Annotated in this window: 14 protein-coding genes; 3 read left to right on the forward strand and 11 right to left on the reverse strand. The window is 68.6% G+C overall.

The genetic code is table 11. The annotated features are described in order from the left end of the window. Positions 1 to 88: 88 nt before the first annotated feature. The 7 genes from B9O00_RS24715 to B9O00_RS24745 all read right to left on the reverse strand — a co-directional run bounded on the left by B9O00_RS24715 (position 89) and on the right by B9O00_RS24745 (position 6,731). Positions 89 to 1,249: a flagellin N-terminal helical domain-containing protein gene (locus B9O00_RS24715; protein ID WP_085125409.1), complete on the reverse strand. Its 1,161-nt coding sequence runs from the start codon at positions 1,247 to 1,249 to the stop codon at positions 89 to 91. A 340-nt stretch (positions 1,250 to 1,589) separates the two neighbouring features. Continuing rightward, a complete protein-coding gene (gene fliW, locus B9O00_RS24720; protein WP_085125410.1) occupies positions 1,590 to 2,072 on the reverse strand; it encodes a flagellar assembly protein FliW in 483 nt (160 codons plus the stop codon). A gap of 13 nt (positions 2,073 to 2,085) precedes the next feature. Continuing rightward, positions 2,086 to 3,003 (reverse strand): flagellin, encoded by a 918-nt coding sequence (locus tag B9O00_RS24725; RefSeq protein ID WP_085125411.1) that lies wholly within the window; start codon positions 3,001 to 3,003, stop codon positions 2,086 to 2,088. Positions 3,004 to 3,015: 12 nt separating this feature from the next. Beyond that, on the reverse strand, positions 3,016 to 4,806 hold the full coding sequence (gene flgK, locus B9O00_RS24730) for a flagellar hook-associated protein FlgK (RefSeq protein ID WP_085125412.1): 1,791 nt from the start codon (positions 4,804 to 4,806) through the stop codon (positions 3,016 to 3,018). A 31-nt stretch (positions 4,807 to 4,837) separates the two neighbouring features. Beyond that, entirely contained in the window at positions 4,838 to 5,284 is a 447-nt protein-coding gene (locus B9O00_RS24735; protein ID WP_085125413.1) for a hypothetical protein, read from the reverse strand. Further along, positions 5,281 to 5,616, reverse strand: coding sequence for a rod-binding protein (locus B9O00_RS24740; RefSeq protein ID WP_085125414.1), 336 nt, complete (start codon positions 5,614 to 5,616; stop codon positions 5,281 to 5,283). Before B9O00_RS24740 ends, B9O00_RS24735 begins: the two co-directional genes overlap by 4 nt. Next, positions 5,616 to 6,731 carry a flagellar basal body P-ring protein FlgI gene (locus B9O00_RS24745; protein ID WP_085125415.1) on the reverse strand — a complete coding sequence of 372 codons (1,116 nt, stop codon included), beginning with the start codon at positions 6,729 to 6,731 and terminating at the stop codon, positions 5,616 to 5,618. Before B9O00_RS24745 ends, B9O00_RS24740 begins: the two co-directional genes overlap by 1 nt. 263 nt (positions 6,732 to 6,994) lie before the next feature. Here B9O00_RS24745 and B9O00_RS24750 point away from each other — a divergent pair, with 263 nt between their 5' ends. Continuing rightward, entirely contained in the window at positions 6,995 to 7,408 is a 414-nt protein-coding gene (locus B9O00_RS24750) for a flagellar assembly protein FliX (RefSeq protein ID WP_085125416.1), read from the forward strand. Positions 7,409 to 7,590: 182 nt separating this feature from the next. Continuing rightward, a complete protein-coding gene (gene dksA, locus B9O00_RS24755) occupies positions 7,591 to 8,007 on the forward strand; it encodes an RNA polymerase-binding protein DksA (protein ID WP_085125417.1) in 417 nt (138 codons plus the stop codon). A gap of 210 nt (positions 8,008 to 8,217) precedes the next feature. Here the strand turns inward: dksA and flgH are convergent, their stop codons facing one another. From flgH to flgF, 4 genes are read right to left on the reverse strand one after another with little or no spacing between them, the layout of a single operon-like run. After that, complete coding sequence (flgH, locus tag B9O00_RS24760) at positions 8,218 to 8,970, reverse strand: flagellar basal body L-ring protein FlgH (RefSeq protein WP_085125418.1); 753 nt, start codon at positions 8,968 to 8,970, stop codon at positions 8,218 to 8,220. Between the two features lie 38 nt (positions 8,971 to 9,008). After that, the gene (flgA, locus tag B9O00_RS24765; protein WP_085125419.1) at positions 9,009 to 10,043 is read right to left on the reverse strand and encodes a flagellar basal body P-ring formation chaperone FlgA; all 1,035 of its coding nucleotides are present in this window, start codon (positions 10,041 to 10,043) and stop codon (positions 9,009 to 9,011) included. A gap of 50 nt (positions 10,044 to 10,093) precedes the next feature. Then, positions 10,094 to 10,879 carry a flagellar basal-body rod protein FlgG gene (gene flgG, locus B9O00_RS24770; protein WP_085125420.1) on the reverse strand — a complete coding sequence of 262 codons (786 nt, stop codon included), beginning with the start codon at positions 10,877 to 10,879 and terminating at the stop codon, positions 10,094 to 10,096. A gap of 34 nt (positions 10,880 to 10,913) precedes the next feature. Next, positions 10,914 to 11,684 (reverse strand): flagellar basal-body rod protein FlgF, encoded by a 771-nt coding sequence (gene flgF / locus B9O00_RS24775; protein WP_085125421.1) that lies wholly within the window; start codon positions 11,682 to 11,684, stop codon positions 10,914 to 10,916. A 308-nt stretch (positions 11,685 to 11,992) separates the two neighbouring features. Between flgF and B9O00_RS24780 the strand changes: the two genes are divergently transcribed. Further along, entirely contained in the window at positions 11,993 to 12,505 is a 513-nt protein-coding gene (locus tag B9O00_RS24780; protein WP_085125422.1) for a flagellar basal body-associated FliL family protein, read from the forward strand. Positions 12,506 to 12,585: the final 80 nt, after the last annotated feature.

Consider the following 12,585-nt stretch of genomic DNA (forward strand, 5'->3'; position numbering starts at 1 on the left):
ATTGTGAAGCAAGATGCGGGCCAAGTGCGAGGCCGCGCCGGAAAGGGTCCGGGGAGGGCGCGCACGCCCTCCCCGGGAAGCTCAGCGGTTACTGGAACAGCTTCATCAGGCTCTGCGGCATCTGGTTGGCCTGCGCCAGCATCGAGACGCCGGCCTGCACCAGGATCTGCTGCGAGGTGAACTTCGACATCTCGGAAGCGACGTCGAGGTCCATCAGGGCCGAACGCGCCGCCTCGGAGTTTTCCGTCGCCGTCGCGATGTTCGCCGCGGCGAACTCGAGCCGGTTCTGGTTGGCACCGAGGGCGGCCCGGTTCTGGGCCAGCGTGTCGATCGCGGTGGTCACCAGGGAGATCGCGCTGTCGGCGTTGGCCGCCGTGTCGATCGTCGCGGTGTTGAGGCCGGAGGCGAGAGCGCCGGTATCCGACTTCGAGAGGTTGATCGAGATGCTGTCCTGGCTGTCGGTACCCGTGCCGACCTTGAAGCTGAGCGTCAAGGTGTTCGAGGTGCCGCCGCTGGTCAGGAACTTGTTGTTCGCCGTGATGTCGGAGGTGTCGTCGAACTGCGAGTTCAGCTGGATCGTCAGGCCGGCGCCCTGGATCGTGACGTCCTTGAAGGTGCCCGCCGACGGCGCGCTGACGCCCGCCTCGGAGGTGTAGGAGATGCCGGTGACGTCGTTGGTGACCGTGAACTGGTCGGTCGTCGAGTTGTAGGCGACGGTGACCGAGTCCGTGGCCGAGAAGGCACCCGGATCGCCGGTGAAGACGATCTGCTCGATGCCGTCGTTCTGGCCGATGTTGGCGCCCAGGGTGCCGGCGGAGAAGGTGTTCGAGCCGTCGAGCAGCTGGGTGCCGTTGAAGTCGGTGTCCTGGGCGATACGGTCGATTTCACCGCGCAGCGAGGTGAACTCTTCGTTCAGCATGCCACGCTCGGTGTCCGACAGCTGGCCCGAGCTCGACTGCACGGCCAAGGTCTTCATCCGGGTCAGGATGTCGTCGATGCCGCTCATCGCACCGTCGGCGATCTGCAGCATCGAGACGGCCTGGCCGGCGTTGACCGAAGCCTGGTTCAGGGAGCTGACCTCGGCCTTCAGGCGCGAGCCGATGGCCAGAGCCGCGGCGTCGTCCTTGGCAGACAGCACGCGGCTGCCGGCCGACAACTTGGCGACGGAATTGCTCGCCATGGAGTCGGACTGCGCCAGGTGGCGATGAGCGACGTTCGCGGCGAAGTTGGAAACAACGGAAAGAGCCATGACTTGAGTCTCCTACTTGGATGGTTGGCACTTCTGCCGGCGTCCTGCCGGCGTGCCGCCTTCCTGGCGGCGCTAAAACAGATGCAACGGCCGTGCCAGACCCGGCAGTCCTTGCCGGGCAAGGATTTCCGCCATTCTCCGCGAAGGACCGGGAGCGATGGTCGATATCGACGCGGCAGAATTTGCCGGGTGAGGGGGCTTTTTGCCGGGTCCGACTTGCCGGCCGGCAGTTTTTGCCGGGTGCGGATCCGGGGGGGCGGACACGGCCCGAAACGCCACGGGGCCGGCTTCCGCGACGGAAGCCGGCCCCGCGATGCCCGCAAGGCGTGAGGAGGAAAGGTCAGCCCGCGAGGCTGTGCCGGATCGGGTAGTCGGGGTTCTGCAGCACGATCTGGCGGCCGAGATGGCGCTCCAGATCGAGCACCAGCGGCGCCCGCAGGTTGGCGGTCATCTCCAGGCCGTCAGGACCCGGGCGCAGCGTGACCATCAGCAGGAAGGTCGCCCGGGGAAAGGCGACGCCGGCGCCGCGGCAGGCGGCCTCCAGGTCGGCCTTGGCGACCAGGCCGGAGTCGGGCTCCAGCGGCGTCACGATGAACGACAGCTCGGGCCGCTCCAGCGACTGCAGCAGCTTGTAGGCGGCCAGCTCCGGCTGCGGCAGGTTGCCGAGGCCGAAGCTCTGGCGCCCGGCGAAGCCGAGCAGACCGTGGGGGAAGACCAGGGTGCTGCTGTCGTCGAAGGCGTAGACGCCGAAGCGCGTCTCGACGACCGTCTCGGCGATTGTCGGCATGGCCGTCTCGGCGAGCAGGGCTTGGGTTGCGGGCATCGCGCTGTTCCTTCTACTTCAGGAAATTCACGAGGGAAATCTGGCTGAGCTTGGCGGTGACCGAGTAGGACGCCTCGAGCATCACCTGGTCGGCGGAGAACTGCGTCATCGCCGAGGCGACGTCGACGTTCTCGATGTCGCCGATCGATTGTTCCGTGTAGCTCATCAGGTCGTTGTGGCGTGTCTTTGCGGAGTCCAAGGCATTCTGGTCGGCGCCGACCCGGGAGCGGACGTCGGGCAGCTGGTCGATCGCGTCGTTGACCGCTTGCAAGGCCTGTTCCAGTTGCGTCTTGTCGCCGTTCGCCGTCTTGGTCAGGTAGAGCGCCCGGCCCAGCGCCTCGAAGCCCGACTCGTTGGCGGTGATGCCGTAGGTCACCGTCTGGTCCTCGTCGACCCGGACCGATTGCTGCAGGTCGTCGCCGGCGTAGTAGCCGCTGTTCGCCGTCGTCGGGTCCGTCGGGTCGTAGCCGGCGGCCGTCGGATCGAAGCTGCCCAGGTCGACGGGCTTGGTGTCGGTCTTGCCGCCGGCGAAGAGGTAGCGGCCGTCCTCCTGGACGTTGAGCAGGCCGGCGAACTGGTCGAGCATGGCCTGGCCGTTGTCGGCCAGCGCCAGGTCGCTCGCGTTGTCGCCGCTGGTCGCGTTGACCAGCAGGGTCTTGAGGCTGCTGGCGATGTCCTGGAGCTGCGAGATGCTGGTCTCCATCGTCGTCAGCCGCGAGCCGATCATGTCGATCTGCTTCAGGAAGTTCTCCGAGCGCATGTGCGAGCTCTCGAGCGAGACCAGCCGCCGGCTCTGGTCGGCCAGGCCGGCGTAGTCCTGGCTCTGCTTGCCGCTGGAGATCTGGATCGTCGTGTCCTGCATCCGCGTCTGGGTGCGGTTCGCATTGAACAGCTGGTGCTCGTGCAGGGCGAAGGTCGAGGTGCGGATCATCGCGGCGACCCCTTAACGGATCAGGTTGCTGAGGGCGTCGAACATCGCCTGGGCCGTGGTGATGACCTTGGCCGATGCCGCGTAGGCGTTCTGGAAGACGACGAGGTTGGACATCTCCTCGTCGATGTTGACGCCGGACAGGGACTTCTGCTGCTGGTCGAGCTGCTGCTGCAGGGTCGACTGGTAGTCGTAGTCGGCGCTGTTGTTGGCGCTGACGCGCGCCGACTCGGCGACGATCTCGGCGCCGTAGCCGCTCAGCGTCGCGCCGGTCGCCGCGATGCCGCCGGCGGCGGCGAAGGTCACCGTCTTGTCGAAGCGCTGGCCGAGCGCCAGGGCGATGCGGTTGTCGGCGAAGGCGACGCCGGTGTCGCCGGCGACCGGCGCGGTGGCCGCGTCCGTGAGCTGGCCGCGCGACAGCAGCGAGGGGTCGCTGGCGAGGTCGCTGCGGACCTGCAGCAGCTGCGAGATGCCGGTGATCGCGTCGCCCTCGACGTTGCCCGGCGTCTGGAAGAAGTCGTTGAGGCCGAAGTAGTTCGAGAAGCCGTTGATCGTGTTGGTGCCGTCGGTCACGGTCTGCGTGCCGAGGTCGACGATGGCGATGCCGTTCGGCGAGCTGTCGGCCGAGATCGCCAGCGGCCCGCCGGCGGCGGTCGTCGCGGTCGCGCTGCCGGCCAGGTTGGTGTTGATCGCGTTGCGCACCTGGTCGACCGTGTAGGTGCCGGCCGGCAGGTCGTAGGAGCTGACGACCACGCCGCTGTCGTCGAGCACGGCGATGCGCGTCGCGCTGGTCAGCGTCACCGAGTCCGTCGAGGGCGTGGCGAAGCTGCGGCTGCCGGTCAGGCTGCTCGCGGGCGGCAGGCCGGTGCCCTGGTTGTGGATCTCGTTGAGCTGGTCGCGCAGCTGCTCGGTCAGGCGGTCGAGCTCGCTCTGCATGTCCGGCAGCGTCGAGTCGCGCAGGTCGACCAGCCCGGCGATGGTGCCGCCGGTGATCGAGCCGGTGATGTCGGTGCCGTTGATCTGGATGCCGTCGATGCCGGCGCCGAGGCTCATCGCCGGCGACATCGCGGTGACCGCGGTGTGGGTCAGCGTCGCCGCGGTGCTGTCGGCGAGCAGCACGCCGCTCTTGGTGTAGACGCTGAGGCTGCCGTCGCTGCGCACGAAGGAGGTGACGTCCATCTGCTGGGTCAGGGTCGACAGCGCCTTGTCGCGCTCGTCTTCCAGGTCGCCGGTCGGGATGTCCTGCGCGGCGTTCGACTTGATCTTGGCGTTGAGATCCGCGATCCGCTTGAGCTGGGTGTTGACCGTGTCGACCGCGTCGCTGATCTGGCGGTCGGCGTCGCGCCTGAGGTCCTGCAGGCTGCTCGACATGTCGCCGATCTGGCTGACCAGGTTCTGCGCCGCGTTGATCGTCTGGCTGCGCACCGTGGCGCTCTCCGGCGTCGCGCCGAGCGAGTCGACCTGCTCTGCGAGCGCTGAGATCGTGTGGCCGACCGTGCTCTCGTCGCCGGGCGAGCCGTACAGGTTCTGCACGCTGGTCAGGAACATCTCCTTGACCTCGAGCGCCTGCAGCTTGGTCGTGGCCTCGCGGGCGTCCGCCTGGACCCGGCTGTCGACCGTGCGCACCACGCCCGACAGCTCGACGCCGGCACCGACGCCCGCCAGGGTGCGCGCGTTGGTCTGGACGACCTTGCGCGTGTAGCCGTCGGTGTTCGCGTTCGAGACGTTGTTCGAGATGACGCTCAGCGCGCCCTGCGTCGTACGCAGTCCTGACAGCGCGGTGTTGAGGGCGAGGGTGAGGCTCATGGCTGGGTCCCGGGCTGGGGCGTTCGGTCGGTCAGAGTCGCTGGTCCAGGGTCACCGAGACGGCGCGTCGCTGGGTCGGCACGGCCGCCGCGCGCACGGCGCTGTCCGGGCCGTAGGTGCCCGGCCCGCGCTGCTGCTTCTCGACCTCGGCGACGATGTGCTTGAGCAGGCGGTTCGTGGCCTCCTTGGTGGCGCGCAGGGCCCGCTCGTTGGCGGCCAGGACCCGGTGGAAACGCTCGGTGACGTCGCGCAGTTCGGCGCGCACCGCCGGGGTGATCGCGCTCGCCGCGGCCGGATCGCTCTCCAGTGCCTTGATCGCCGACTCGTAGGCGGCGGCCAGCACGATCTTGTCGTGCTGCAGGCTCTGCATCTCGCTGGGCTTCATGGCGCGCAGCATCACGATCTCGCGCTCCAGCACCTCGATGAGGCGGCTGGTGATCTTCAGCAGGTCGGCGACCTGGGCACTGTCACTGGTCATTTCTTGGCCTCCTGAAGCTTGAGCATTTCCTGGGCGATCTCGTCGGCCAGGCCGATGCCGCCCGCCTGGGCGATCGACTTGCCGTATTCCTGGATCAGCATGCCGCGATAGGTGTCTTCCGCCTGGCCGCCGCCGAACATGCCGTCCGTCTTGATGCCTTCGAACATCGGCTTCAGCATCTCGGACAGGAACATTCCCTCGAAGTCGCGGGCGGTCTTCTCGATCTGGGTCTTGCTGGCGTGCGCCGGCAGCTTGACGGCGGCGCCGACGGAGCTCGCGTCGGCGCGGTTCTGCGCGGCCTGGAGCTGGGCGGAGATCAGGCTGTTGTCCATCACATCACCTCGATCTCGGCCTGCAGGGCGCCGGCGGCCTTGATCGCCTGGAGGATGGTGATCATGTCGCGCGGGCCGACGCCGAGGGCGTTGAGGCCGTCGACCAGCTGCTGCAGCGTCACGCCGGCGGGCAGGGTCGCCAGGCGACGGTTGTTGCTGTCGTCGACCTGGATGTTGGTGCTGTTGGTCGTCGTCGTGGTGCCGGTCTGCGAGAAGGCGTTGGGCTGGCTGACGCCCTGGCTCTCGGTGATCCGGATCGTCAGGTTGCCCTGGGCGATCGCGACCTGGCTGATGCGCACCTTGTCGCCCATGACGATCACGCCGGAGCTCTCGTCGATGACGACGCGCGCGGGCTGGTCGACCTTGATCGGGATCTGCTCGATCTCGGTCAGCAGCGCGACGGTGTCGCCCGGGTAGTTCGCCGGCACCTTGACCTGGACCGTGCCCGGATCGACCAGCCTGGCGATCGGCAGGTTGAGGCGCTGGTTGATGCCGTCGGCGATGCGTTTGGCGGTCGTCAGGTCGGGATTGCGCAGCGTCACGTTGACGCTGGTCAGCTGGTTCAGCTCGAAGCCGACCTCGCGCTCGACGATGGCGCCGTTGGCGATGCGCGCCGAGGTCGCGACGCCGCGGGTGATCGAGGCGGCCTTGCCGGTCGCCTTGAAGCCGGCGACCGCGAGCGAGCCCTGGGCGACCGCGTAGACCTCGCCGTCGGCGCCGAGCAGCGGCGTCACCAGCAGGGTGCCGCCCATCAGGCTGGTCGAATCGCCCAGCGCCGAGACGTTGATGTCGATGCGCGAGCCCTGGCGCGAGAAGGGCGGCAGGTTGGCGGTGACCATCACCGCGGCGACGTTCTTGGTGTCGAGGTCGTCGCTGCGGGCGTTGACGCCGAGCCGCTGCAGCATGCCGATCAGGCTCTCGCGGGTGAACACCGCGGAGCCCAGGTCGTCGCCGGTGCCGTCGAGGCCGACGACCAGGCCGTAGCCGACCAGCAGGTTGTCGCGGATGCCCTCGAAGTCCGTGATGTCCTTGATCCGCGACTGCGCGGAGGCGCCCTGACCGAGGAGCAGAACCAGGGTCGCTAGGGTGGCGCTGAGCAGGAGGCGGAGTGACATGTCGGTCCCGTGACGATCTTTGTTGCCTAGCGGGGCGCACTGGGCACCCCGGCTGCCGATAGGGATGCGAAGACCGTGCCAAGCCGGCTCGACCCCGCCATCGCCTTGATTCGACAGGCGTCGCCCGTCGGGTCCGGGGTAAGGAAGGCCCTGGAGAGGCAGGCGCGGCGGCAAGACTTGCCGGGCGACCCCGGCAGCGCTTTACGGCTTCTTAACCGCGTCGGCCCCAGGCTCCGCGCTGTCGGAAGGACACCCAGACCGCGATGAACGTCGATCCCCTCTCGAGACTTCGTGCCGCCGCCCTGAAGCGGTCCGGCAAGCGCGCCGCCAGCACCGGCTCCGGCTTCGCCGATGCGCTCGGCGGCGAGAGCCGCGCGGAGGGCGTTTCCGGCTCGGCGCCGCTCGGCTCGGTCGATACCCTGCTGGCCCTGCAGGCGGTCGGCGAGCGGCCCGACGGCAGCGCCCAGGCGCGCGAGCGGGCCGAGGATCTGCTCGACCACCTCGACGAGATCCGCCTCGGCCTGCTGGTCGGCGCGATCCCGCGGCGCGAGATCGAGAGGCTGTCGGCGGCGATCCAGCGCAAGCGCGCCCACGTCTCCGACCCGCGCCTCGCCGAGTTGCTTGACGAGGTCGATCTGCGCGCGAGAGTGGAACTCGCCAAGCTCGACCAGGGCTGAGCGCGTCGCGCCACATCGCGTCCGGCTCGAGCCGGCTCGGGAATCCGCTCTCTTTTCAACCAGTTGTCCCGAAGGCTCCCGGCGTCGACGGGGGCTTGTTCGACGGGCGCGGATTCATATACTCCCGGCGCGTGACGCAGCCTGCCCTTCCCCCCGGGGCGGCTCCTGGAACGGGATTCGAAATGACGGTGACTCTTTCCCCCGATTATCGTCCCAGCGAAGACGAGCCCTTCATGAACCCGCGGATGAAGGAGTACTTCCGCCGCAAGCTGCTGAAGTGGAAGACCGAGCTGCTGCGGGAGTCGGGCGAGACGATAGAGCACATGCAGAGCGAGAGCCTGGCCGAGCCGGACATCGCCGACCGCGCCTCGCTGGAGACCGACCGCTCGCTGGAGCTCAGGACCCGGGACCGCGAGCGCAAGCTGATCAGCAAGATCGACGAGGCCCTGGCGCGCATCGAGGACGACACCTACGGCTACTGCGAGGAGACCGCGGAGCCGATCTCGATCCGCCGCCTCGAGGCGCGGCCGATCGCCACACTCTCGATCGAGGCCCAGGAGCGCCACGAGCGCCTGGAGCGCACCCACCGCGACGACTGATTGCGGGCGCGCCGGCTCCACCGGCGCCGCGGCTCCAGCCCTCACCCCCACCCGGCCACCCATTCAGGATACTGTCGTGGGTGGCCGGGTGGGGGTGAGGGCTGGAGCCGTTTTGAGCGCAAGCGGCAAAGAAAAATGAGCCGGCGTCTGGGCGACGCCGGCTCGAGGTTTCCGGGCACGGGCAGTGACCCGGTGCGTTGGGCAGGGTCCTCAGAAGGGCCAGAGGATGTCGTAGAGCTGCTGGCCGTAGCGCGGCTGCTGGACGTCGGACATCGTGCCGCGGCCGCCGTAGGAGATCCGCGCCTCGGCGATCTGGTCCCAGTTGATCGTGTTGGTCGAGGTCAGGTCCTCGGGCCGGATGATGCCGGCGATCTGCAGCTGCCGCAGCTCGAAGTTGACCCGCGTCTCCTGGCGGCCGGCGATCACCAGGTTGCCGTTCGGCAGGACCTGGGTGACCATCGCCGCGACGCGCAGGTCGATCGCCTCGGAGCGGTTGATGCTGCCGGTGCCCTCGGAGGAGGAGTCGGAGGTCGCCTCGATCAGGTTCGAGGGATCGACGGCGCTGGGCAGCACCTTGCTGAACTTGCTCTCGAAGCCGAGCACCGCCGGCAGGCCGGCATTCTCGCTGTTGGTGCGCGTGCGGTCGGACTTGTTGCTGAGCGTGGCGCTGTCGTCGATCTGGATGACCACGGTCAGAATGTCGCCGACGTCGCTGGCCCGCTGGTCCTTGAAGAAGGCCCGGCTGCCCGGCCGCCACAGCGAGTTCGCCTCCTGGTGCAGCGGCTCGGGCGCCGGCATCGGCATCGCGACCGGCTGGGCGCCGGTGATCACGGCCGGGTTCTCGATCTGGCTCAGGCTCGGTGCCGAGCCGACCTCCGACAGCCGGGTCAGGGCGTTGCAGCCGCTGAGCGTCAGGCCGAGGGCGACGGCGCCGGCGACGGTCAGGAGCGATCTGGCGAACATGACGGTTCTCCGGGGTAAGAGCGTCTGGGGGGAGGGGCTCAGTTGAGGGCGGCCTGGGCGGTGCCGCCGACGTCGACGACGCCGGCTTCGGCGACCGTCGCCTGGACGATGGTGTTGGACTTCAGGTTGACGACGCGCACGACGCTGCCCTGGCCGCCGTCGTCGAGGGCGCGGCCCTGCGCGGTCAGCACCATGTTGGCCGCCTTCAGGCGCATCGTGACCAGCGAGTTGCGCTCGACCAGGACCGGGGGCCGCAGGTCGCCGGCGCGGACCGGCTCGCCGGCACGCAGGCTGCGCTTCGGGCTGAGGCCGATGATGTCCTTTGGGTCGGTCAGCAGGTTGCTGCCCAGGCGGTCCGCGCGCCGGGTCTCCCAGCCGACGTCGCCGCTGCTGATGATCTCGTTGTCGGCGACCCGGCGCAGCAGCACCGGCACCTCGACCAGCTGCACGGCCCGGCCGCTGATCGGCATGCGGATCGTCGGCTGGCCGGTCTCGGGATAGACCAGCGTAACGGTGAAGCGGCCGCTGCGGTCGTCGCGGCGCAGGCCCTCCAGGCCAAAGCGGCCGTCGGAGTCGAGCGGCAGGGCGATCGACAGGGAGGGGTTGTCGACCGTGACCTCGAGCTTCTCGCCGTTGCTCTCGTCGTCGAGCAGCTTGGTCACCGCATCCTGGACCTCCGGGACGCCGATCACGATCGCCTGATGCTCGACGACCGTGCCGTCGAGGTGCGAGCGCGGCTGCCAGGCGACCTTGTAGTGCTGGGCCAGCAGGCCGAGCCAGGCGGCGTCGACCGGCACCGACTCGCCGAGCTTCGGCGAGCGGGCGATCGGCGTGCCGGCCTGCTCGGCGGAGAGACCGGTGAAGAGATCGCCGAGCGTGACCACGTCGGCCGAGACGATGGCCGGGCGCTTGAGGTCGATCGAGCCGAGCTGGTCCGGCAGCGCAGCGGTCTGCTGCGCCGCGCCGTCCCTGGCCGTCTCCGGCCGGGCGGCCGTCTGGCCGGCGGCGGCGGGCAGCGCGAGGCTGCCGCCGAGGGCGAGCGCGATGATCAGGGGGCGGGTGCGGCGAAGCATGGCGGTTCTCCCGGACTTTGGCCTCAGCGACGAGCGGGTCGGCTGGGACGTCAGCGGAGCTGGTTGATGTTCTGCATCATCTCGTCGGCGGCCTGGATCACCTTCGAGTTCATCTCGTAGGCGCGCTGCGCGGTGATCAGGTTGGTGATCTCCGAGACGACGTTGACGTTCGAGGTCTCCAGGGCGCCCTGCAGGATCGCGCCGAAGCCGTCCTTGCCGGGCACGCCGGCCAGCGGGGTGCCGGAGGCCGTGGTCTCGAGGAACAGGTTGTCGCCGACCGCTTCCAGGCCGGCCTCGTTGGGGAACTGCGCCAGCTCGAGCTGGCCGACCCGGGTCGCCTTGACCGCCGAGCCGGTCTGCACGAAGACCTCGCCGTTGTTGTTGATCGAGATCGAGGTGGTCTGCGGCGGGATCGTGATGCCGGGCATCACCAGGTAGCCGTCGGGGGTGACCAGGTCGCCGGTCGGGCTGAGCTGGAACGAGCCGGCCCGGGTGTAGGCCGTCTCGCCGGTCGGCAGCTGGACCTCGAAATAGCCGCGGCCGTTGATCGCCAGGTCGAGGCTGTTGTCGGTGATCGTGATGTTGCCCTGGTCGGTGATCCGGTAGACCGCCGCGGCCTTGACGCCGAGGCCGACCTGGACGCCCGAGGGCACGATCGTGCCGGCGTCCGAGGAGGCCGAGCCGACGCGCCGCAGGTCCTGGTAGAGCAGGTCGTTGAACTCGGCCCGGCCGCGCTTGAAGCCGGTCGTGTTCATGTTGGCGATGTTGTTGGAGATGACCTCCACGTTCATCTGCTGGGCCAGCATGCCGGTGGCCCCGATCGAGAGAGCTCTCATCTGCCTAGGTTCCTTTTCTCGCTGCGGCTGACGGCTAGGCGGTCAGGCTCGACTTGGTCAGGGTGTCGATGGCGTTGAGCTGGCGGTTGTGCTCTTCCTCCATCAGGGTTCCGGCGGACTGGAAGCTGCGCACGGTGTCGATCAGCTTGGTCATCTCGACGATGCCGTTGACGTTCGACTTCTCGATCATGCCCTGCATGACCTTGGGCTGGGCGACCGGCTTCGGGGTCACGCCCTGGTCGGGCTTGTAGAGACCGTTGGCCTCGCGCTTCAGCATGTATTCGTTGTCGAACTGGGAGATCTTGAGCTGCCCCAGGACGACGTTCTGGGTCTGCAGGGCGGGATTGCGCGCCGAGATCGTGCCGTCGTGGGCGACCTCGATCTCGCCGGAGCCCGGCGGCACCACGATCGGCCTGCCGCGCGCGTCGAGCACCGGCTGGCCGGCCATGGTGACCAGCTGGCCCTTGCCGTTGAGCAGGAACGCGCCCTGCCGGGTGAAGCGCTCGCCGTCGGGAGTCTGGATGGAGAAGTAGCCGGGCCCGGAGATCGCCATGTCGAGCGGGTTGTCGGTGTGGAACAGCGGTCCCTCCGACATGTCGCGCACCGTGGCGAAGTCCTTCACGAAGGCGACGGTGCGCATGGACTTCGGGCCCTGCGTCGCGATCGGCGTGTCGTGCTCGATCACCATCAGCGCCTCGGACTTGAAGGCCGGGGTCGAGATGTTCGCCAGGTTGTTGGCCAGGACGTCCATCTGACGGCGCAGCACCGTCTGCCGGGAAAGCGTGATGTAGCTGGTATTTTCCATCGAAAGCGTCTGCCCGTGTTGGCGACCCACCGGGGTGGTCCGCGGTCTGCTTCGTCAGGCTCTGCGGCCCTTGCGACGCTGGAACGGATGCAGGCCCCGTGCCAGCGGCAGTTCTTCTGTGATTTCAGGTGGTTGACGGATCCGGCCCGGGCCCGGTGGTGGCCGATGCCGGGTCCGGGGCAGAGCTTGCCCGGCAGCTTTTGCCGCAATGCGGCCGGCTCAACGGCTTGTTAACCAGCCCGGCGCTAGGTTGCCCCCCAGACGCCGGACGGGGCGCGGGCAGGTCAGTCAGAGGGTTCGAGGCAGAAATGGTCGATTCGGCGGTCGGAGACGCGGTCGGCGGCGACGTCGAGGTCCAGGCGGTTCCGCGCAAGGGCGGCATGAGCGGCAAGAAGCTCGTGATGATCCTGCTGCCGGTCCTGCTGCTGGTCGGCGGCGGCGCGGGCGCCTATTTCTCCGGCGTCCTGGGCGGCGACGAGGCCAAGCACGAAGAGGCGCCCGCCGATGCGCCCAAGGCGACGGTCTACTATGAGCTGCCGGAGATGCTGGTCAATCTGAACAGCAGCGGCCGCAAGACCAACTTCCTGAAGCTGACCGTCAGCCTGGAGCTCGACAACCAGGAGGCGGTCGCCGAGATCCAGAAGGTGCTGCCGCGCGTCGTCGACGCCTTCCAGGTCTATCTGCGCGAGCTGCGCATCGACGACCTGCGCGGTTCCGCCGGCCTGCAGCGGCTGCGCGAGGAACTGCTGGTCCGGGTCAACGCCGCCGCGGCGCCGGTCCAGGTCCGGGACGTGCTGTTCAAGGAAATGCTGGTTCAGTAGCGGCACTGCCGGCGCAACGACCCGGCGACGGGAGGATATCTTGGCCGACGATACCGAAGAGCAGGACGACGACGATCTCG

Origin of the sequence: Tistlia consotensis USBA 355 (genome assembly GCF_900177295.1) — a bacterium.
Classification (GTDB): Bacteria; Pseudomonadota; Alphaproteobacteria; order Kiloniellales; family DSM-21159; genus Tistlia; species Tistlia consotensis.